A 20,011-nucleotide genomic window follows, 5' to 3' on the forward strand; every position below is an offset into this window, starting at 1 on the left:
CGCCGCGAGCAACACCGAACGCGACGAACACGCCCCCGTAGCTCAGGGGATAGAGCAACGGCCTCCGGAGCCGTGTGCGCAGGTTCGAATCCTGCCGGGGGCACCTTGGATTAGGTGCCCAAAAGACCCCGTCATCAGCGGAAACGCTGAGTGCGGGGTCTTCGCGTATGTGCAGGCGTGTGCCGCCCTGGGCGTTTCACCAGCACAGGGGGATCGGTACGACTTCGTCGTCAACGGCGAGCCAGGCTGCCTGTGGATGAGTTCTCTCACTTCACTGTTACAGCGAACACGATGAAGTGGAGCGCCCCTCAGTGTCTGCTATGCCGACGGGCAAGCTACGCCTCGACGTGGTTGCCGTGTGTCGCAAAATCGGTCGACAGGCGCGGTCATGGACGACTGTGATGGCTGCGATCGTCCGTCGTACGGAGCGGCCACGGGAGTTGGTCTTGGAAGCGCAGAGAACTGCGGAGACCCGTCCTCAGATCGGCGAGGCGCTGGTCAGGCGGCTGGTCGACAGTCAGTTCCCGCAGTGGGCAGGGCTGGCGCTGAAGCTGCTGGATCCCGCTGGGTCCGATCACGTGATCTACCGGATGGGTGAGGAGCTGTCCGTCCGGCTGCCCCGTCACTCCGGAGCCATCGGGCAGGCCCGGAAGGAATTCCAGTGGCTGCCGCAGCTTGCCCCGCACCTTCCCTTGGCCATCCCGGTACCCGTGGGAGTGGGCGAACCCGACTTCGGCTATCCGTGGCCGTGGGCGGTGTCCCGCTGGCTGGACGGCGAGGTGGCGACCGTCGACGCGCTGGGTGACTCCCCCGGAGCCGCAGTTGAACTGGCCCGGTTCCTCGTCGCCCTGCAGGGGTTCGCGCCCGAGGACATCCCCGTCGGAGACGCCAGGGAATGCCTCGCCGGCCGCCCGTTGTCCGACCGGGATCGCGCGACGCGGGTCGCCATCGCCGAGGTCGACGGCGTGTTCGACGCGACAGCGATGACGGAACTGTGGAACGCGGCGCTCAGCGCGCCCGGATGGGACCGCTGTCCGGTGTGGTTTCACGGCGACTTCCACACCGGCAACCTGCTGGCTCGCGACGGCCGCCTCAGCGCCGTGATCGACTTCGGCGGGCTCGGCATCGGCGACCCGGCCTGCGACCTGATGATCGCCTTCACCCTGATGTCGGCGGACAGCCGAGCCGCCTTCCGTGATGCGCTCGGCGTGGACGACGCCACCTGGACGCGGGGCCGCGGTTGGGCCCTGGCCACCGGCCTGAACGCCTACACCTACTATGCCGCCGTCAACCCCCGGGTCGCCGCGCAGACCACCCGGCAGATCACCCAAGCCCTCATCGGCTGACCACCGCAACAAGGTCGGACTTTCAGCCCACTTGCTCGGCCAGGCCGATGATGATGCCCTCCGGGCCGCGGACGTAGCAGAGGAGGTAGGCGTTCTCGAAGTTGGCGATGTCGCCGAGGAGTTCGGCGCCGTGGGGGCGTAGGCGGGTGAGCGTGGACTCCAGGTCGTCGACCGCGTACATGACTCGGTGGGTGCCCAGGATGTTGTGGGGGCGGTTGCGGGGGGTGTCGGCGGTTGCCTTCGGGGTGCGGTACCTCGACAGTTCGAGGCGGCTGTGGCCGTCCGGGGTGCGGAGCATCGCGATGTCGCAGTGGACGCCGTCGAGTCCGGTGCACTGGTCGGCGAGGGGGCCCTCGGCCTCCGTCCTGCCCTCCAGCTCCATACCGAGTTCCACGAAGAACGCGATCGCGGCGTCCATGTCCTCTACGACGATGCCGATGTTGTCCATACGCAGGATCGCCATGGTCTCTCTTCTCCTCTTTGGTCCTTTGCGGTGCTGCCGGTGGTGGCCGGTGACGTCCCTGGGACGGAGCCGGGGGCGCGGTCTCGACATCCGGGACGCGGAGAGTCGGGGGCGGGGTCACGCCGGGACGTATCGGGTCAGGACGATGCCGCTGCGGAACGTCTTCGCGTCGGCCAGTCGGAGGCTGGGGATCTCGAAGCCGTCGGGGAAGAGCCTGCGGCCTCTGCCCTGGACCACCGGGTAGACGAAGAGGCGGTACTCGTCCACGAGGCCGGCCTCGATCAGGGTGTGGGCCAGCCGGATGCTGCCGGTCAGGACGATGTCCTTGCCGCCCTGCCGCGCCTTGAGGGCGCGGACCTCCTCGACCGGGTCGCCCGGCAGTACCGTCGAGTTGTCCCACATCGGGTCGGTGAGTGTGGTGGACACGACGTACTTCTGGACCTGGTTGAGGTACGCGGTGATGCCGGTGGTGTCGTCGGTCTGGTTCGGCCAGTAGCCGCGGAAGTCCTCGAACGTCCGGCGGCCCAGCAGCAGCGCGTCGGCGCGGCTGTCCTGCCGGTGGCTCTCCTCCATGACGTCGGCCATGTCGACCTCGCCCTGGGCCTGGGGGTCGAACCAGTCGGTGAGCATCTCGATGGAGCCGTCGACGGTGATGTTCTCGGTGATGGCTAGTGTGCGCATGTCGGTTCTCCTGAGCGGGCGGCCACGGGCGGGTACGGGGTTCCGTCGCGTGACACTCTCCCAGGGCGGTCGTCGCATTTGTCCGACCACGCTCGTCGCCGACCGTGTGGTCAGCCGGTTCTGTCGTGGCGCCGCCCGGGTGCAGGCTCCCTTCAGCGCTCCTGCCGGCCCGAGCCGTCCCACACCGCTCGTACCTCCTGCGCGTACTCCCTGCCCTGGCGTCGTCCTTCCCTTGCCGCACCCGGGATGCGGGCGGCGTCCAGGGGGTTGCGGCCGAAGGCTCGGCGGGCGGCTCGGTCGGGGGTCAGGAGGGTGGCCCGGGTGCCGTGGGTGGTCAGGGTGCGGATGTGGGACCGGGCGCTCGGGGTGGCGCCCGCCGCCTTCGGGATGGGGGCCAGGACGACCACCCTGGCGCAGTCCGTGAGCAGGTCGGCGTTGGTCGTGGAGCGTACGCCGCCGTCCATCCATCGGGCCTTGCCGATGGTGATCGGCGGGAAGAGGGGTGGCAGGGCGCAGGTGGCGGCCATGGCGTGCGGGAGGTCCACTCCGTCGGCCGCCGTGAAGGCGGTGGGGGTGCCGGTGAGGGCGTCCACCGCGAAGAGGCGTACCTCGCGCTCCGGCCAGTCCGGGACCGGGATGTGGGGGCCTATCGCCTCCAGGACCGCGGTCTCCGGTACGTCGCGTACGGAGAGGGCCAGCCGGCTCAGGTGCTCGAGCGTCTTGGCCTGGTCGCGTGAGCGCAGGGACGCCCACAGGTACCTGACCGTCATCGACAGGGTGAAGTCCACGTCGATCATGGGGCGGTCGCGGTTGATCTGTTCCGTGTAGAGGGCGGACGGTGTCGAGCCCTTCGCCAGGTCCAGGGCCAGCAGGGAGCCGGCCGACGTGCCCGCGAGAACGTCCGCGTCGCCGAGGTGCACACCGGCGTCGGCCAGCCCCGCCAGTACGCCGACCTGCCAGCCGTAGGCGGTCAGGCCGCCTCCGCCAAGGACCAGTGCAGTGTTCGGCTGCTTCGTCATGTCCTGTCCGACCCCCTTGCCGCATTAACGGGGACCACCCCCCGGTTTGGCTGCCGCCGAGACGGTAGCAAACAAGTGGGGAGTGGTCCACGTTTAGGGTGGGGTGCTCCTGTCAGGTGCTCGGTCCCGTGCGTGTCACGCGCGGGCCAGCACCGTCCTGATCACCTGGCGCAGCATCGACTCGGGGTCCGGGGCCGGGCCCGGGGAGCGCCAGGCGACGAATCCGTCGGGGCGGACCAGGACCGCGCCGCCCCGGGTCACTCCGTGGGACTTCGCCCAGTCCCTCTCCTCGTCGTCCTGGACCAGGTCGGCCTCCGGGGTGCCGCCCACGCGGTACGGCTTCAGCGGGATGCGCATCTCGGCCGCCAGCCGGGTCGCCGCCTCGTGCCAGCCGGTGGGCTGGGCCGCGTCGCTGAGCAGGACCAGGGAGTCCTCGTAGAGGTCCAGGGTGGAGATGCGGGCGTCGCCCTGGCGGAGCCAGAGGTGCGGGGCCCTGCTGCCGGGTGCGCCGGAGAGGTCGAGGCCCTCCGGGACCACCGGGGTCGCCGGGTCGGCGCCGACCACGGCGCCCTGGGGGTAGCGGTAGCCGAGGGCGACGTTCAGGATGCCGCCGGGGCCGCCGGCGGGGGCTCCGCCAGGGCCGCCAGGGCCACCAGGCCCACCAGGCCCGCCCGGGCTTCCAGGCGCGCCACCGGGGCCGCCGGGCCTGCCGGCCGCACTGCCGGGACCGCCAGGCGCTCCGCCGGGCCCACCGGGCCCACCGGCTGCGCCACCGGGACCGCCCGGACCAACAGGCGCCCCACCAGAACCACCAGGACCACCAGGCGCCCCACCAAGACCACCAGGACCGCCAGGACCACCGGGCCCACCGGGCCCCCCACCCGCACCCGGCCCCCCACCCGTCATCCCCGGCGGCGGCGCGAAGCCCGGGTGGCTGTGTTCCACCGAGCGGCCCGCGGCTCGGGCGCTGGTGGCCTCGGCGACCGGGCGGCGTTCCGCGTCGTAGGTGTCCAGGAGGCCCTCGCCCGCCCAGCCCTCCAGGACCGCGGCCAGTTTCCAGGCCAGGTTGTGCGCGTCCTGGATACCGGTGTTGGAGCCGAAGGCGCCGGTGGGGGACATCTCGTGGGCCGAGTCGCCGGCCAGCAGGACGCGGCCGGAGCGGTAGCTGCGGGCCACCCGCTGAGCGGCGTGCCAGGGGGCCTTGCCGGTGATCTCGACGTCGAGGTCCGGGTCGCCGATCGCGCGGCGGATGTGGGCGGCGCAGCGCTCCTCGGTGAAGTCCTCGACCGTCTCGCCCTGTTCGGGGTGCCAGGGGAGGTGGAAGACCCAGTTCTCGCGGTTGTCGACCGGCAGGAGGGCGCCGTCTGCGTCCTCGCCGGTCAGGTAGCAGACGATGAAGCGGCGGTCGCGCACCACGTCGGCCAGGCGGCGGGAGCGGAAGGTGGCGCTGACGTTGTGGAACAGGTCGCCCGGGCCGCTCTGGCCGATGCCGAGTTGCTCGCGGACGGGGCTGCGGGGGCCGTCGGCGGCGACCAGGTAGTCCGCGCGGATGGTGGTGTGCTCGCCGGTCTCCCGGCTCTTCACCACCGCCGTGACGCCGTCGGCGTCGTCCTCGAACGACAGCAGTTCGGTGCCGAAGCGCAGGTCACCGCCGAGGTTGGTGGCGTGGGTGAGGAGTTCGGGCTCCAGGTCGTTCTGGCTGCACAGGCACCAGCCGCTGGGGCTGAAGCGGGCCAGTCCGCCGCCCGGGTCCATCTCCTTGAGCAGCCACTCCCCCTCGTCGCCCACCAGCGTGGTCGTCTGCAGGATGCCGTGGTTGTCGGCCAGGGTGGCGGCGGCCTTCCTGATGTCCGGCTCGGTGCCGGCCACCCGGAAGATCTCCATGGTGCGGACGTTGTTGCCGCGCCCGCGGGGGTGGATGGAGGTGCCGGCGTGGCGCTCCACCAGGGTGTGCCGGACGCCGAGGCGCCCCAGGAACACCGAGGTCGACAGGCCCACCAGGGACCCGCCGACGATGAGGACCGGGACCCGGTGGACCGCAGGGGCGGCGGCGCCTCCGGGCCGGTCGGCTCTTTCGTTCATTGTTCGTCCTCCGTTGTGACACACGTCCGTCCTTCGGTATGGCGGACGTAGTCCTCGCTGTGACCGACGGGCGTCCGCGTATGCGGGACCGTCGTCGAGTGATTCGCCCCGCGCCAGATGTGCGCCGGGGCTCTCATGCCTTCCCCGTCGGGCCTGATGAGGCCCGCGGCGGAGGAGCTTTCACCCGCTTGTCACGCCCGGCGCGCGGTCCTCGCGGGCACGGCCGACGATCGGCTTATTGCGACCGGCGTACCCGCCCGAGCCATGGCGTGCGCCGCGACGATCGCCCCCAGTCCCAGAGAAAGTTCCCCGGAGAAGAGGTGGGCCGGATGACGGTCTCTCCCGTCGAAACCACGGATGGCGTGTCGGCGGATGCCCTGACCACTGACGCCCGGGCGACGCCCGTCGCCCCGGTGGCGGACGCCGACGGCGTATCGACATCGGCGTTCGACGGATCCCGCGTACGGGTCGTGCTGATGCTGGACATCCACGACGGAATGCAGCAGGAGTTCCTGGACGCGTACGACAGCATCCGCGACCGGGTCGCCGCCGTTCCGGGACATATCACTGATCAGCTGTGCCAGTCCGTCGACAATCCCACCCAATGGCTCCTCACCAGCGAGTGGGAGACCGCTGAGCCCTTCCTGAGCTGGGTCAGCAGCGACGAGCACCTGGACATGGTCGAGCCGCTGCAGCACTGCGTCCGGGACACCCACTCCCTGCGCTACAGCGTGCTGCGCGAGACCGAGGGCGACGAGAACGCGGCCGGGGCGGCCGGTGAGTCGCCGCGGTCCGCTCCCCGGATCGGGAACAACATCGTCCGGCACGCCCTGACCTTCACCGTGCGGCCCGGCAGCGAGGCCGACGTCGCCCGGCTGCTGTCCGACTACGCGGCGCCCGCCCCCCAGGTCGACGACTCCAACCGGCTGCTGCGCACGTCGGTCTTCATGCACGGCAACCGGGTCGTCCGGGCCGTGGAGCTGCGGGGCGACCTGCAGACCGCGTTGCGGCACGTGGCCCGGCAGCCGGGCGTGCGGGCGGTCGAGGAGGCGCTCAACCCGCATCTGGAGCAGGAGCGGGACCTGCGCGACGCGCGCTCCGCCCGGGAGTTCTTCACCCGCGCCGCCATGCCGGCCGTCCACCACGTGGCGTCGGAGGGCCGGTCCGGCGCGAGCGGGCAGCGGCTCGCGCTGCTCTACCCGGTGCGGCCGGGCGCCGGTCCGGAACTGGCCCGGCTGCTGGCCCACCGGGACGCCTCCGCCCTGCGGGCCCAGGACGGCCCGGTCCTCGCCGCCACCGTCTTCCACCGCGACGACCTCGTCGTACGGCTCGTCGACGTGGACGGCGACCCGGACGGGGCGCCCGTGTCCGCCGTCCTCGGTCTGCCCGCGGCCGCCGGACCCGGCAGGTCGGCCGGAGCCGCCGCGGCGGCCGTGATCGAGGCCGCCGAGCGGCTCCTGGACACCGCCGCGTACGGCGTCGACGGGTCCCTCGGCGAGCCCCGCACCCTGGCGTTGCTGCTGGCGCGGGCCCGTATGACACCCCTGACCGACCGGCACGCGTCGGACGCCTGATCCGCGTCCCTCCGGCGCGGCTCTCCTACGCGCCGCCCTCCCCGAACCGACCGACACCGCACCACGTACCCACCACGCACCCACCACGCACCGGTACGGCCCGACGGCGCGCCCACCGGTCCGCGTGTCCCCCCCGTCCCTCACCCTCCTCCCCCACCGCTTCTCGTCACCCCGGAGTGAACGACATGACAGACAAGCAGGTACACATCATCTCGATCGGCGACGTCGCGCCGAACCGCCGCCGCGGAGGAGACATCCGCGCCCTGCTCACGCCCACCAGCGCCGGTGCGACCAGCGGCTTCATGGGCGTGGCCATCGTGCAGCCCGGCGAGCGGATCGCCGAGCACTACCACCCGTACTCCGAGGAGTTCGTGTACGTCACCGAGGGCGCCCTCGAGGTGGACCTGGACGGGGTGCCGCACGCGCTCACCGTCGGGCAGGGGATGCGGATCCCGCAGGACATGCGCCACCGCTTCCGCAACGTCGGGGACGTCGAGGCGCGGCTCGTCTTCCACCTGGGCCCGCTGGCCCCGCGGCCCGAACTGGGCCACGTGGACACCGAGGACGCGGCCGGCAACGCCATCCCGCACGAGCGTCCCGCGACCGCCACCGCGGCCGAGGCGGTGTCATGAGCCGGCGTCGGGTGGCCGTCACGGGCATAGGCGTCGTCGCCCCGGGCGGGATCGGCGTGTCCCAGTTCTGGGGCCTGCTGTCCGAGGGCCGTACGGCGACGCGCCGCATATCCCTCTTCGACCCGGCCGGACTCCGTTCGCAGATCGCCGCCGAGTGCGACTTCGAACCGGCCGACCACGGCCTGGGTCTGGCCACGGTCCAACGCAGCGACCGGTACGTGCAGTTCGCGCTGGTGGCCGCCGCCGAGGCGGTCCGGGACGCGAACCTCGACCTGAACCGCGAGGACCCCTGGCGGGCCGGCGCCACGCTGGGCACCGCGGTCGGCGGGACCACCCGCCTGGAGCACGACTACGTCCTGGTCAGTGAGCGCGGCTCGCGCTGGGACGTGGACGACAAGCGGGCCGAGCCGCACCTGGAGCGGGCGTTCACCCCGGCCACGCTCTCGTCCGCGGTCGCCGAGGAGTTCGGCGTGCGCGGGCCGGTGCAGACCGTCTCCACGGGCTGCACGTCCGGGCTCGACGCCGTCGGGTACGCCTACCACGCGATCGCCGAGGGACGCGTCGACGTGTGCCTGGCGGGCGCCTCCGACTCCCCCATATCCCCGATCACGATGGCCTGCTTCGACGCCATCAAGGCGACCTCGCCGAACAACGACGACCCCGCGCACGCCTCCCGGCCCTTCGACGCCGACCGCAACGGCTTCGTGATGGGCGAGGGCGCGGCGGTGCTGGTCCTGGAGGACCTGGAGCACGCCCGGGCCCGTGGCGCGGACGTGTACTGCGAGGTCTCCGGCTACGCGACGTTCGGCAACGCGTACCACATGACCGGGCTCACCAAGGAGGGCCTGGAGATGGCACGGGCCATCGACACGGCGCTGGACATGGCCCGCGTCGACGGCTCGGACATCGACTACGTCAACGCGCACGGTTCCGGCACCCAGCAGAACGACCGGCACGAGACCGCGGCCGTCAAACGCTCGCTGGGCGAGCACGCCTACGCGACGCCGATGAGCTCCATCAAGTCGATGGTGGGTCACTCGCTCGGCGCGATCGGCTCGATCGAACTGGCCGCGTGCGTCCTGGCCATGGCCCGGCAGGTGGTGCCGCCGACGGCCAACTACACGACCCCGGACCCCGAGTGCGACCTGGACTACGTGCCGCGCGAGGCACGGGAGCGGACGCTGCGGCACGTGCTGTCGGTCGGCAGCGGCTTTGGCGGCTTCCAGTCGGCGGTCGTGCTGAGCGCTTCCGGATCCGGATCCGGATCCGGTTCCGGTTCCGGTTCCGGTTCCGGTTCCGGTTCCGAAGGAGGGCAGCGATGAGCGGACGGCGACGGACCAATGACGGGGCCAGGCGCGCGGTCGTCACCGGGCTCGGTGTGGTGTCCCCGCACGGCGTGGGCGTCGAGGCGCACTGGAAGGCCACCGCGGACGGCACCAGCAGCCTGGGGCCCGTCACGCGGGAGGGCTGCGACCAGCTGCCGCTGCGGGTGGCGGGCGAGGTGCGGGGCTTCGAGGCGGCCGAGACGGTCGAGGAGCGCTACCTCGTGCAGACCGACCGGTTCACGCACTTCGCGCTGTCCGCGACCCAGTTCGCGCTGGACGACGCCCGGTTCGGACGGGCCGACGTCGAGTCGCCGTACTCGGTCGGCGTGGTCACCGCCGCGGGTTCCGGCGGAGGTGAGTTCGGACAGCGGGAGCTGCAGAACCTGTGGAGCCAGGGCTCGCGGTACGTCGGCCCGTACCAGTCGATCGCCTGGTTCTACGCGGCCAGCACCGGCCAGGTCTCCATCCGCAACGACTTCAAGGGTCCCTGCGGGGTCGTCGCCGCCGACGAGGCGGGCGGTCTGGACGCCCTGGCGCACGCGGCGCTGTCCGTGCGGGGCGGCACCGACACGGTGGTCTGCGGCGCGACGGAGGCACCGCTCGCCCCGTACTCGATCGTCTGCCAGCTGGGCTATCCCGAGCTGAGCCGCGCCACCGAACCCGACCGCGCCTACCGTCCGTTCACCGAGACGGCCTGCGGGTTCGCGCCGGCCGAGGGCGGTGCCGTGCTGGTCGTGGAGGAGGAGCGGGCGGCCCGGGAGCGCGGCGCGGAGGTGCGGGCGACGGTGGCCGGGCACGCGGCGACCTTCACCGGCGCCGGCCGCTGGGCGGAGTCCCGGGAGGGGCTGGCCCGCGCGATCGAGGGCGCGCTGGCCGAGGCGGGCTGCCGGCCCGAGGAGGTCGACGTGGTCTTCGCGGACGCCCTCGGTGTCCCGGAGGCCGACCGGGCCGAGGCGCTGGCCCTGGCCGACGCGCTCGGCCCGCACGCCGCGCGCGTGCCGGTCGCCGCGCCCAAGACCGGGACCGGGCGGGCCTACTGCGCCGCTCCGGTGCTGGACGTGGCGACGGCGGTGCTCGCCATGGAGCACGGGCTGATCCCGCCGGCCCCGCACGTGTTCGAGGTCAGCCACGACCTGGACCTGGTGACCGGCCGGGCCCGCCCCGCCGAGTCGCGCACCGCTCTGGTGCTCAGCCGCGGGCTGATGGGTTCCAACTCGGCCCTCGTCCTGCGGCAGGGCGGCACCGCGCCGTCCGCGCACTGAGACCGACCGACGCCAATCCGAGTGAGCGCCGCGTGTGGGCGCGCGCCACCTTGAGTGAAGGAGGACACCCCCATGACCGACCAACTGGCCTACCAGGTGACCGTCGAAGAGCTGGCCACGCTGATGAAACGCACCGCCGGCGTGCACGTCGAACCGGAGACCCTGCGCGCGCAGGCCGACGACGGCTTCGACACCTTCGGCCTGGACTCCCTCGGCCTGCTGGGCATCGTGGCCGAGCTGGAGAAGCGGTACGGCCTGGGCCTGCCCGAGCAGGCCGAGCGCTGCAAGACGCCCGCCGATTTCCTCGCGCTGATCAACGGCGCCCTGAAGACGGGAGTGTGACATGGCAGGTCACACCGAGAACGAGATCACCATCGCCGCTCCGATGGAGCTGGTCTGGGACATGACCAACGACATCGACGGCTGGCCCAAGCTGTTCAGCGAGTACGCCTCCGTGGACGTGCTCGAGCGCGACGGCGACCGCGTGACGTTCCGGCTCACCATGCACCCGGACGCGGACGGCAAGGTGTGGAGCTGGGTCTCCGAGCGGGTCGCCGACCCCGTCACCCGCACCGTCCGCGCCCAGCGGGTCGAGACCGGTCCCTTCCAGTACATGAACATCGTCTGGGAGTACGCGGAGACCGCCGAGGGCGTCCTGATGCGCTGGGTCCAGGACTTCGCGATGAAGCCGGACGCTCCGGTGGACGACGCCTGGATGACGGACAACATCAACCGCAACTCCCGTACGCAGATGGCGCTGATCCGGGACCGGATCGAGCAGGCGGCGGGCGAGCGGCGGACCGCGTCGGCGCTCGCCGACTGACACCGACACCGAACGACACCGGCGAAGGGCGTCACCCCATGCACCACACACTGATCGTCGCCCGGATGGCACCCGGCGCGGCCCCGGACATCGCGAAGGTGTTCGCGGAGTCCGACCGCGGCGAGCTGCCGCATCTGGTGGGCGTCAACCGGCGCAGCCTCTTCGAGTTCGGTGACGGTGTGTACCTGCACCTGATCGAGAGCGACGAGGACCCGGCCCCCACGATCGGCCGGCTGACCGGGCATCCGGAGTTCCGCCAGGTCAGCGAGCGGCTGGAGCCGTACGTCTCGGCGTACGACCCGGCGACCTGGCGCGGTCCGAAGGACGCGATGGCGCGTTGCTTCTACCGCTGGGACCGGACCGCCGCGGGCTGACGGTCCGTCCAGGCACCGCTTCGGGGTCGCCCGGCACCGGCCGGGCGGCCCCGGCGTGCGTGGGACGGCACGGCGTACGGATCGGTTGCGGATGGAGGGGCAACTCCCCTGCTGGACGAGGGACGGGGCCACCTCCTTCCGGCTGGTCGGCACGGGCTCGTACGACTTCGTGGTGAAGATCGCCACGCCGGGCACCGTCGACCGGATCTGCGGCGCGGCGGGCCTGCGCACCCGGGGCGAGGTGAACTGCAGCGTCGGCACGGACGTCGTGGTGAACCTCAAGCGCTGGGTGCTGGGTTCCCCGGAGTGGTTGGGGGGCGTTCGGCGGACGTTCGCGGGACAGCCCCCGGTGCGGCGGGTGATGATCGGACCATGACCACCACCTCGCGCTTCGACCCCCGTGCCCTGCTCGCCCGGAGCCGGCTCGGCGTGCTCGCGACGATCAAGTCGGACGGACGCCCGCAGCTCTCGCCCGTCATGCCCGCCTACGACGCGGAGGCCGGCGTCATCCGCGTCTCGACCCGCGACGGGCTGGCCAAGACCGCCAACCTGCGCCGGGACCCGCGGGCCACGCTGGAGGTGACCGCCCCGGACGGCAGGTCCTGGGCCACCGCCGAGGGCGTCGCCACGCTCACCGGACCGGGCACCGACCCGCACGGACCGGAGGTCGAGGCGCTGGTGGAGTACTACCGCGCCGCCGCGGGGGAACACCCGGACTGGGACGAGTACCGGTCGACGATGGTGGCCGACCGCCGGGTGCTGCTCACCATCACCGTCGAGCGCGTCTACGGGGCCGACATCGGCTGAACCAGATTTTTGTGCCCGGGCGCTGATAGATCCGCCCGCCGTATCCGTACCTCCTGGCGAACCCGTACGAGTGCGAGTCCCTCGCGTCGCCCCTGGAGGCACCATGCGCCTGTCCCGCAGCAGGATCGGAGTCGTCGTCCTGTTCGGTGCGATGACCCTGACCCTCACCGCGCTGGCCTTTCCGGCCATGCTCGGTCTGGACAAGGCCGACGGCAATCAGGACCGGGTCATCGCCAGCACCAAGTTCGGGCCGCTCACCGAGGCCGACCGGGACTTCGTGGTGAAGGTCAGGGCCGCCGGGCTGTGGGAGTACCCGCTGGGCGAGATGGTGCGGGAGCGCGGCACCACGAAGGAGATGAAGACGGCCGGCGAGCACCTGATCGTCGGGCACGCCGGTCTCGACGCGATGTGCCGCGAGATCTCCCCCGAGCTGGGCATCACGCTGCCCAACCGGGCCTCGCCTCAGCAGGAGGACTTCGTGGCCACGGTGGACGCCAAGACCGGCAAGGAGTTCGACTCGTCGGCGGTCAACATCATGCGGGTGACGCACGGTCAGATCTTCCCCGCGATCGCCAAGATCCGGGCGTCCACCAAGAACACTCTGGTGCGGCAGCTGGCCGACCTGGCCAACGACACCGTCCTGGACCACATCACGGTGCTGGAGAAGACCGGCATGGTCGAGTACGACGAGGTCACCTTCCAGCAGACCGGCCCGGCGAAGCTGCCGCGGGAGAGGGTGACCCCTCCCCCGCCGCCCCCCGGTGAGCAGGTGCTGGTGCTCAAGCCGCGGCCCGACCTGAACGTGAACACCGCGTCCCCGACGCCCACTCCGTCCCCGGCGGCCCCCTGAGCCGGGCGGGCATCAGCGGGCGCGCAGAGGCCCCGCCCACTCGTCCGGGAACGGCTCGACGCCTTTGCGCGTTCACGGGTTGGCGGTCGACGGCGACCGCCGGACATGACCACCCGGCCGCGTGCCGTACGGCGCCCGGGAGTGACGCCGATCCGGCGCTGCGGCACAGGACGGCACACCGGCCGCCGGCGGGCCCCACCCCGCTCCCGCCCGGCCCGTCCGGGGCCGACGAGAGAGGAAGAGCGGGACGATGACCGCTTCGGGGCCGGACCGCGGCGCCACACCGGGTGAGCCGGGCGAGCCGGGCGGCACGCCGCCCGTGCCGGAGTACGTGTGGCGGCTCTTCCTGGAGGACGACGAGCGCGCCATCCGCGCCTCCGCGCCCAGGGAGCCGTCCGCGCGGGACCGGACCCCGGACTGGCAGCCCGGCCCGCCCGCCACCGGCCCCTCCGGGCACCCGTACGCCCGGCCTGCCCCCGCCGCCGGCACGGTCGGTGAGGCGTGGCGCCCGGAGGACCCGTGGGGCGGCCCGGGCTGGCGTGAACTGGGCCGCCGGGCCCGGCTGCGGCGGATCGGCCGGGTGATCGGCACGGCGACCGCGGTCGCCCTCGCCCTGACCGCGTGGTCGCAGCTGTCCACCGGCCCGGGCACCCCGGGCGGCGAACCGGCCGACACGATCGGACGGCGCCTGGACGAGAGCCCCGCCCTGCCCACCCTGGCCTCCCTCGCACCGACGGAAGCCGGCACCGCGACCCCCGCGGCCTTCGAGTCCGCACCGTCCGCGATACCCCGGGCCTCGGCCTCTTCCTGGACCATCGACTGAACACGGGTGGCCCGACCGCGTCACGTCCGGTCCCGCTTCGCCGGCGCGCCGAGGCGCGGCGCGACCGCACCCGCTGACCGGCGGCGTCAGGCGCTGCGCTTGCGGGACGCCGTCCTCTTCGCCGTGGTCTTGTCCGTGGTCTTGTCCGTGCTCTTGGCGGCCGCGCTCCTGCCGGTGGTCTTCTTGGCGGTGCTCCCGGCCGTCGTCTTCCTGGCCGGCTGGGCGGACTTCGCCGTGGACTTCCCGGCGGCGGCCGTCGACTTCTTGGGCGCCGCCTTCTTCGCCGCCGTCTTCTTCGCCGCCGCGGACGTCGACTTCTTGCCGCCGGTCTCCTTGGGTGCCCGCCTGGACGACTTCTGGGCCCGGGGCAGGGGCCTGACCTCGGCCTCCTCGGCCGGAGCGGGTTCCTCGCCGCCCCGGGACTCCCGCGCCGCCCGCACGCTGCTCTCCAGCGCGGCCATCAGGTCCAGCACCTTCCCGGGCCGCTCCTCCTCGCGGGCCTCGGGCGGGGCCTCGCCGGCCGACTTGGCGGCGATGACCTCCTCCAGGGCCTCCTGGTACTCGTCGTGCAGGTCGTCCAGATCGATCTCGCCGAGGGTGTCCATGAGGGCGTCCGCGAGGTCCAGCTCCTGGTCGCGGACGGTGACGCCGGCGTCCGGGGCGACGCCCTCGGGGGCGCGCACCTCGTCCGGCCAGAGCAGGCCGTGCATGGCGATGGCGTCGCCGACGACCCGGAGCATGCCGAGGCGTTCCCGGCCGCGCAGCGCGAACTTGGCGATGGCGACCCGGTTGCTGCGCTTGAGCGCCTCGCGCAGCAGCGTGTACGGCTTGGCGGCGGGGGCGCCGCTCGCCGCGAGGTAGTACGCGGAGCCCATCTGGAGCGGGTCGATGCGCTCCTCGGGCACGAAGGCGACGATCTCGATCGTCCGCGCGGTCGGGATCGGCAGGTGGGACAGGTCCTCGTCGGTGATCGGGATCATCGAGCCGTCGGCGTCCTCGTACGCCTTGCCGATCTCGGCCTGGGTGACCTCGCGGTCCTCCAGCTCGCAGACCTTGCGGTAGCGGATCCGGCCGCCGTCCTCCGTGTGGATCTGGCGGAAGGAGACCGAGTGGCTCTCGGTGGCGTTCACCAGCTTGATCGGGATGCTGACCAGGCCGAAGGAGATGGCGCCGTTCCAGATCGATCGCACGTGCAGCACCTTTCCGGTCGGGCGGTTCGCGGGTCGGTTCGCCGGGCGGTTCGCCGGGCGGTTCGCCGGGCGTTTTGTACGTGTTCCGTGCGATTCTCATGGTATGGCGCCTATCACGGAGGTGGAGGGGCGGCGGGTGGCCCTGAGCAATCTGGAGAAGGTGCTGTATCCCGCGTCCGGCTTCACCAAGGGCGAGCTGCTGCACTACTACGCGACGACCGCCGGGGTGCTGCTGCCGCATCTGCGGGACCGCGCGGTCTCCTTCCTGCGGTATCCCGACGGTCCGGACGGCCAGCTGTTCTTCACGAAGAACGTGCCGCCGGGTACGCCCGACTGGGTCACCACGGCCGAGGTCCCCCGCTCGGAGGGGCCCGCCCGGATGGTGCTGGTGCAGGACCTGCCGAGCCTGATGTGGGCGGCGAACCTGGTGACCGAGTTCCACACGCACCAGTGGACCGCGGACGATCCCGGCGAGGCCGACCGGCTGGTGTTCGACCTCGACCCCGGCCCGCCCGCGACGGTGGTGCACTGCTGCGAGGTGGCCGGGTGGCTGCGGGAGCGGCTGGCGGCGGACGGGATCGAGGCGTTCGCCAAGACGTCGGGGGCCAAGGGGCTGCATCTGCTGGCGGGGGTGCGGGGGGCGTCGTCGGAGCGGGTGTCGGAGTACGCGAAGGCGCTCGCCGTGGAGGCCGAGCGGGCGCTGCCCCGGCTGGTGGTGCACCGGATGACGCGCAGCCTGCGGCCGGGGAAGGTGTTCGTGGACTGGAGCCAGAACGCCGCCCGCAAGACCACGGCCGCCCCGTACACGGTGCGGGCCCGCCCCGACCCGGCAGTCTCCACACCGGTGACGTGGGACGAGGTGGCGGGCTGCCGGCGGGCGGAGGAGTTCGTGTTCCGGGCCCAGGACCTCGGACCGCGGGTACGGGACCACGGCGACCTGCTGGCGCCGCTGCTCGACCGACGCCGGGCGGCGGCGCTGCCGTAGCCGTCCTGAGCCCGGTGTCCTAGAGGCGCGTCCAGGTGGCGCGGTCGCGGGCCATGGCGTGCAGGGCTTCCACGTCCGCCGGTTTGAGGACCCCTCCCCGGCGGGCCAGGTCGGGCAGCTCCCGGTCGGTGAGGACACGGACCGCGCGCGGTGGCGCCGTGACGGTCACGTGGGCCGGGTCGACGAGGACGAGGACGGCGCGGACCTCGGCCGTCAGCGCGTAGGAGGCCCGGTCGGCGTCGGCGCGGACCCTGCGCAGCAGGGGGTGTGGTTCCCGGCGGCCCAGCGCGACCAGGGGGTCGCCGACGTGCACCCGCTGTCTGCGGGCGGGCAGCACGTGCAGCGCGAAGAGCCCGCCGGGGCCGATCAGCAGGTGGTGGACGCGGTCGCCGCCGGGCAGCGGCACGGAGTGCAGGGTGTGCCAGCCGGCGCCGTCGAGTCGGTCGAGGGCCGTCCCCGTCGCGTGCTCGGCCGCCAGGGCCCGGCGGCGCGGGTCGGGGCGCAGCCGGTGCGCGGGGCCGGCGTCGCGCTCCAGGGCGATCAGCAGCGCCTCGCCGGGCCGATTGGGGGCGAGGTCGTCGTCCGGGTGGAGGGAGAGCCGGGCCAGTTCGGCCGGGGCCGGGACCGGGGGCGGGCCGACGGCGACCGGACCGGTGAGGAAGGGGCCCAGCGCCCGGAGGACCTCGTCCCGCCGGTCGTCGCTCAGCAGGTTGACCCGGGCCGCCTCACGGTCGTACCAGGCGACGTTCCCGCCGTCCGGGAGGCAGACGTAGAGGCGGTCCCTACCGTGCCGCCGGGCCGGTACGACGCGCAGTCCGTCCATCCACACCACCCCTCCACCATGGGACCAGGCGGGGTGCTGCGGGGGCAAGAAGCCGACTGCCCCGGTGAGGAGTCACGCCGGGGCGCCGGGGCAGGGGCGCCTCGCGTGATGGTCCGGCCCCCGCGCGGCTGCCGGAGGACCTGGCCGAGTAGCCCGGCACGCCCGGACGCACGCAAAATGGCCTTCCGTACCGAGAGGCGTACGGTCCCGCCCACAGCCGTGCGGGACCGTCGGCGCCGCTCACCGAACCCCAGGAGTGCAGTGCTCCCGATCCGCCGTGGGCGTCCCGCCCGCGTTCCCGTCGTCGTCGCGCTGCTCCTGGTGACCGCGGCGGCCGGTGCGCTGACGGCATGCGGCGACTCGGGCGGGCTGCGGAGCGCGGGCGCGACCCCCGCGGCGCGGAGCCCGGCCCGGCTCTGGCCCGACCTCACGCCCGCGTCGAGTCCCGCGTACGACATCGGCGAGGTGGACAACGAGGTCGTCAAGGGCGTGCGGGTCCCCGCCGGCGGCATCCGCGAGGTGAACCCGGTGGCCGTCGTGCGGGAGGAGATCACCGCGCACCCGGAGGACTACGCGGGCGCCAAGGCGCGCTACCACGAGACGTCCGTCCGGATGGCGGACTGCGGCGCGGACGGCACGGCCGGTGACCGCGCGGGGTGCCCGGTGCTCCGGCCGTACTACCGGGACCTGACGGGTGACGGGCGCCCCGAGATGACGCTGGGTTTCCGGCTGCTGCCCGCCAAGCTGACCGCCGTGCGCGTCTACACCGTCGAGAAGGGGCGGCTCGTGCGGGTCATGTCCTACGACGACGCGGTGAGCGAGGTCGAACTGGCCGGGCGGACGGTGATCGTCCGCTCGCCCTCGGAGGTAGCGGGCTACGAGTACCGCCTCCAGTGGACCTGGGACCCCGACCAGCGGGCCATGCTGCTCACCAGCGACGAGATGCTGCGCACCGACGACGGCGGGCTGCACACCAAGCGCCCGTCACCGCGGGCCTCCGGGTCGCCTTCCGCGTCACCGTCCGCGTCGCCGTCGGCGCGGTCCGCGTCACCCACGGCGAGCGCCCCGTGAGGCTCGCGCTCCCCCGGTGGGCCGGTCCGCTGGCGGTGAAGGCGGCCGTCTTCATCACCGTGATGTGCTGCGCGCTCGCCGCGCTGCTCGGCGTCCTGGTGCACGTCTCGGTCACCAACCAGACCGTCGGCCAGGCCCGTGACGTCGCCCTGACCCGGCTGGGCGAGGCGACGGAGGCGTACGAGGCCGGGGACCCGCTGCGCCGGGGCGCCGGGATCGATCCGCCGGGGCTGCCGGCCCGGCTGCGCGAGCTGGCCGCGTCCGGCCGGCGGGGCACGATGGTCGCCGAGTCGGACGGGCGCCCCACGATGTGGGCGGCGGGCCCTGCGGGCGGTGGCCGGGCGCTGGCGGTGCGGGTCGACCACTCGCAGGGCGAGCGCACCATCGACGGCCTGGACAACGCGATCGTGTGGTCCTCGGCGCTGGCGATCGGGGCGACGCTGCTGGTCGGCGCGTTCGCCGTGACCCGGGTGACGCGCCGGCTGCACGCGACGGCACGGGTGGCGCGGCGGATCAGCGCGGGCGACCTCGACGCGCGGGTCGGCGATCCCCGGGCGCAGGATCCGACCCGGCCGCAGGACGAGGTGGCCTCGGTCGCGGGCGCGCTGGACTCGATGGCCGCCTCGCTCCAGGGCAAGCTGCTGGCCGAGCAGCGGTTCACCGCGGACGTGGCGCACGAGCTGCGCACCCCGCTCACCGGCCTGCACGCGGCGGCCGAGCTGCTGGAGCCGGGGCGCCCCACCGAGCTGGTGCGGGACCGGGTGGCGGCGCTGCGCACGCTCACCGAGGACCTGCTGGAGATCTCCCGGCTGGACAGCGGTCGGGAGCGTCTCGAGGTGGAGCCGGAGCCGCTGGGCGAGCTGGCGCAGCGGGTGGTGCGCGGCTCGGGTGCCGACACGCGGGTGGACGTCGTGCGGGACGCACGGGTGGAGACCGACCGGCGGCGGCTGGAGCGGGTGCTGGGCAACCTGGTCGCGAACGCCCACCGGCACGGCCGGGCGCCGGTGGTGCTGACCGTGGACGGGCCGGTGATCACCGTGCGGGACCACGGGGGCGGCTATCCGGACTACCTTCTGGCGCACGGCCCGCAGCGGTTCCGCACCGAGGCGGGCGGCAAGGGGCACGGACTCGGGCTGACGATCGCGCTGGGGCAGGCCGAGGTGCTGGGCGCGCGGCTGGAGTTCGCGAACCCGCCGGACGGCGGGGCGCTGGCCGCGCTGACGCTGCCTCAGCAGCCCTGACCCGGCGGCGGGGCGCGCGGCACCCGGTCCGGGCGGCGCGCTCCGATGGCTCAGCGTGACGGGCGGCCGGCACCGTGCGCTCCTAATGTGGCGGACAGTCAGCTGAAGAACCGTTCGCTCCGGGAGGTACTCCCATGGCTCTGTTGTCCGCGTTGTCTTCGTTGTCTGCGCCGTCCGGGCTATCCGGGTTGTCCGCACCGTCCTCGCGCTCGCCACTGGTCCGCGGCCTGGCCACCACCCTGGCGGCCGGCGCGCTCGCCACCGCCGTCGCCGTCACGCCCGCCGCCGCGAACGACGAGTGGGGCGGCGGGGGCTCCTCCGCCGGCGCCACCGGCGGGAGGGGCGACGACTGGGGCGGCGGCGACGGACGCCGGGAGCAGGGCCGGTACCGGGGCGTGGTCACCACCGACCGGCTCCCGCTGCGCACCTCGCCGTCCCGCGGCAGCGAGGTCATCCGGTACGCCCGCCGCGGCGAGACCGTCCGCATCCACTGCAAGACCCCCGGCGACAAGGTGCACGGCAACCCCCTCTGGTACCTCCTGGCGGACGGCACGTGGGCCTGGGGGCCGGCCCGCCACATCGACAACATCGGCCCGGCGCCGCGCTGGTGCTGACGCCGACGCCCCCGACACCACACCAT

Annotated in this window: 21 protein-coding genes, 1 tRNA gene and 1 pseudogene; 17 read left to right on the forward strand and 6 right to left on the reverse strand. The window is 73.3% G+C overall.

Annotated elements, in window-relative coordinates; translation table 11 throughout:
- Positions 1 to 31: 31 nt before the first annotated feature.
- Both ACFW01_RS11065 and ACFW01_RS11070 read left to right on the forward strand, forming a co-directional pair.
- Positions 32 to 103: transfer RNA gene (locus ACFW01_RS11065), tRNA-Arg, on the forward strand.
- Between the two features lie 343 nt (positions 104 to 446).
- Complete coding sequence (locus tag ACFW01_RS11070; RefSeq protein ID WP_384503167.1) at positions 447 to 1,346, forward strand: aminoglycoside phosphotransferase family protein; 900 nt, start codon at positions 447 to 449, stop codon at positions 1,344 to 1,346.
- A gap of 22 nt (positions 1,347 to 1,368) precedes the next feature.
- On the opposite strand, the gene ACFW01_RS11075 is transcribed toward ACFW01_RS11070, so the two are convergent.
- The 4 genes from ACFW01_RS11075 to ACFW01_RS11090 all read right to left on the reverse strand — a co-directional run bounded on the left by ACFW01_RS11075 (position 1,369) and on the right by ACFW01_RS11090 (position 5,591).
- A complete protein-coding gene (locus ACFW01_RS11075) occupies positions 1,369 to 1,809 on the reverse strand; it encodes a VOC family protein (protein WP_384503065.1) in 441 nt (146 codons plus the stop codon).
- Between the two features lie 117 nt (positions 1,810 to 1,926).
- On the reverse strand, positions 1,927 to 2,490 hold the full coding sequence (locus ACFW01_RS11080; RefSeq protein ID WP_384503067.1) for a dihydrofolate reductase family protein: 564 nt from the start codon (positions 2,488 to 2,490) through the stop codon (positions 1,927 to 1,929).
- A 152-nt stretch (positions 2,491 to 2,642) separates the two neighbouring features.
- A complete protein-coding gene (locus tag ACFW01_RS11085; protein WP_384503069.1) occupies positions 2,643 to 3,509 on the reverse strand; it encodes a patatin-like phospholipase family protein in 867 nt (288 codons plus the stop codon).
- A gap of 135 nt (positions 3,510 to 3,644) precedes the next feature.
- Positions 3,645 to 5,591 (reverse strand): FAD-dependent oxidoreductase, encoded by a 1,947-nt coding sequence (locus tag ACFW01_RS11090; RefSeq protein WP_384503071.1) that lies wholly within the window; start codon positions 5,589 to 5,591, stop codon positions 3,645 to 3,647.
- Between the two features lie 329 nt (positions 5,592 to 5,920).
- On the opposite strand from ACFW01_RS11090, the gene ACFW01_RS11095 reads away from it, so the two are divergent.
- From ACFW01_RS11095 to ACFW01_RS11145, 11 genes and pseudogenes are all read left to right on the forward strand, one after another.
- Entirely contained in the window at positions 5,921 to 7,165 is a 1,245-nt protein-coding gene (locus ACFW01_RS11095) for a SchA/CurD-like domain-containing protein (protein WP_384503073.1), read from the forward strand.
- 185 nt (positions 7,166 to 7,350) lie between these two features.
- On the forward strand, positions 7,351 to 7,797 hold the full coding sequence (locus ACFW01_RS11100; protein WP_234960863.1) for a cupin domain-containing protein: 447 nt from the start codon (positions 7,351 to 7,353) through the stop codon (positions 7,795 to 7,797).
- On the forward strand, positions 7,794 to 9,119 hold the full coding sequence (locus tag ACFW01_RS11105; protein WP_384503075.1) for a beta-ketoacyl-[acyl-carrier-protein] synthase family protein: 1,326 nt from the start codon (positions 7,794 to 7,796) through the stop codon (positions 9,117 to 9,119). The genes ACFW01_RS11100 and ACFW01_RS11105 overlap by 4 nt, the downstream gene beginning before the upstream one ends.
- On the forward strand, positions 9,116 to 10,384 hold the full coding sequence (locus ACFW01_RS11110) for a ketosynthase chain-length factor (RefSeq protein WP_384503077.1): 1,269 nt from the start codon (positions 9,116 to 9,118) through the stop codon (positions 10,382 to 10,384). Before ACFW01_RS11105 ends, ACFW01_RS11110 begins: the two co-directional genes overlap by 4 nt.
- Positions 10,385 to 10,456: 72 nt before the next feature.
- Complete coding sequence (locus ACFW01_RS11115; RefSeq protein ID WP_122616217.1) at positions 10,457 to 10,726, forward strand: acyl carrier protein; 270 nt, start codon at positions 10,457 to 10,459, stop codon at positions 10,724 to 10,726.
- A gap of 1 nt (position 10,727) precedes the next feature.
- Positions 10,728 to 11,207, forward strand: coding sequence for an SRPBCC family protein (locus ACFW01_RS11120; protein WP_161326480.1), 480 nt, complete (start codon positions 10,728 to 10,730; stop codon positions 11,205 to 11,207).
- 38 nt (positions 11,208 to 11,245) lie between these two features.
- Entirely contained in the window at positions 11,246 to 11,581 is a 336-nt protein-coding gene (locus ACFW01_RS11125) for a TcmI family type II polyketide cyclase (RefSeq protein WP_122616215.1), read from the forward strand.
- Positions 11,582 to 11,693: 112 nt separating this feature from the next.
- A pseudogene (locus ACFW01_RS11130) lies at positions 11,694 to 11,903 on the forward strand (DUF3152 domain-containing protein); the annotation flags it as partial.
- Positions 11,904 to 11,953: 50 nt separating this feature from the next.
- Positions 11,954 to 12,388, forward strand: a complete 435-nt coding sequence (locus ACFW01_RS11135; RefSeq protein WP_122616213.1) for a PPOX class F420-dependent oxidoreductase — start codon at positions 11,954 to 11,956, stop codon at positions 12,386 to 12,388.
- A gap of 103 nt (positions 12,389 to 12,491) precedes the next feature.
- Positions 12,492 to 13,238 (forward strand): DUF4142 domain-containing protein, encoded by a 747-nt coding sequence (locus tag ACFW01_RS11140; protein ID WP_234960860.1) that lies wholly within the window; start codon positions 12,492 to 12,494, stop codon positions 13,236 to 13,238.
- A gap of 250 nt (positions 13,239 to 13,488) precedes the next feature.
- On the forward strand, positions 13,489 to 14,061 hold the full coding sequence (locus ACFW01_RS11145) for a hypothetical protein (protein WP_384503081.1): 573 nt from the start codon (positions 13,489 to 13,491) through the stop codon (positions 14,059 to 14,061).
- Positions 14,062 to 14,147: 86 nt separating this feature from the next.
- On the opposite strand, the gene ACFW01_RS11150 is transcribed toward ACFW01_RS11145, so the two are convergent.
- On the reverse strand, positions 14,148 to 15,251 hold the full coding sequence (locus tag ACFW01_RS11150) for a Ku protein (protein WP_384503083.1): 1,104 nt from the start codon (positions 15,249 to 15,251) through the stop codon (positions 14,148 to 14,150).
- A gap of 103 nt (positions 15,252 to 15,354) precedes the next feature.
- Here ACFW01_RS11150 and ligD point away from each other — a divergent pair, with 103 nt between their 5' ends.
- Positions 15,355 to 16,236 carry a non-homologous end-joining DNA ligase gene (ligD, locus tag ACFW01_RS11155; RefSeq protein ID WP_234960857.1) on the forward strand — a complete coding sequence of 294 codons (882 nt, stop codon included), beginning with the start codon at positions 15,355 to 15,357 and terminating at the stop codon, positions 16,234 to 16,236.
- A 19-nt stretch (positions 16,237 to 16,255) separates the two neighbouring features.
- On the opposite strand, the gene ACFW01_RS11160 is transcribed toward ligD, so the two are convergent.
- Positions 16,256 to 17,059 (reverse strand): nuclease-related domain-containing protein, encoded by an 804-nt coding sequence (locus ACFW01_RS11160; protein WP_234954695.1) that lies wholly within the window; start codon positions 17,057 to 17,059, stop codon positions 16,256 to 16,258.
- A 261-nt stretch (positions 17,060 to 17,320) separates the two neighbouring features.
- Here ACFW01_RS11160 and ACFW01_RS11165 point away from each other — a divergent pair, with 261 nt between their 5' ends.
- The 3 genes from ACFW01_RS11165 to ACFW01_RS11175 all read left to right on the forward strand — a co-directional run bounded on the left by ACFW01_RS11165 (position 17,321) and on the right by ACFW01_RS11175 (position 19,985).
- On the forward strand, positions 17,321 to 18,130 hold the full coding sequence (locus ACFW01_RS11165; protein WP_234954696.1) for a hypothetical protein: 810 nt from the start codon (positions 17,321 to 17,323) through the stop codon (positions 18,128 to 18,130).
- Positions 18,127 to 19,371, forward strand: coding sequence for an ATP-binding protein (locus tag ACFW01_RS11170; protein ID WP_234954697.1), 1,245 nt, complete (start codon positions 18,127 to 18,129; stop codon positions 19,369 to 19,371). Before ACFW01_RS11165 ends, ACFW01_RS11170 begins: the two co-directional genes overlap by 4 nt.
- Before the next feature lie 134 nt (positions 19,372 to 19,505).
- Positions 19,506 to 19,985 carry an SH3 domain-containing protein gene (locus ACFW01_RS11175; protein WP_234954698.1) on the forward strand — a complete coding sequence of 160 codons (480 nt, stop codon included), beginning with the start codon at positions 19,506 to 19,508 and terminating at the stop codon, positions 19,983 to 19,985.
- Positions 19,986 to 20,011 lie beyond the last annotated feature (26 nt).

The sequence above is a fragment of the Streptomyces sp. NPDC058985 genome (genome assembly GCF_042740985.1).
Lineage (GTDB): Bacteria > Actinomycetota > Actinomycetes > Streptomycetales > Streptomycetaceae > Streptomyces.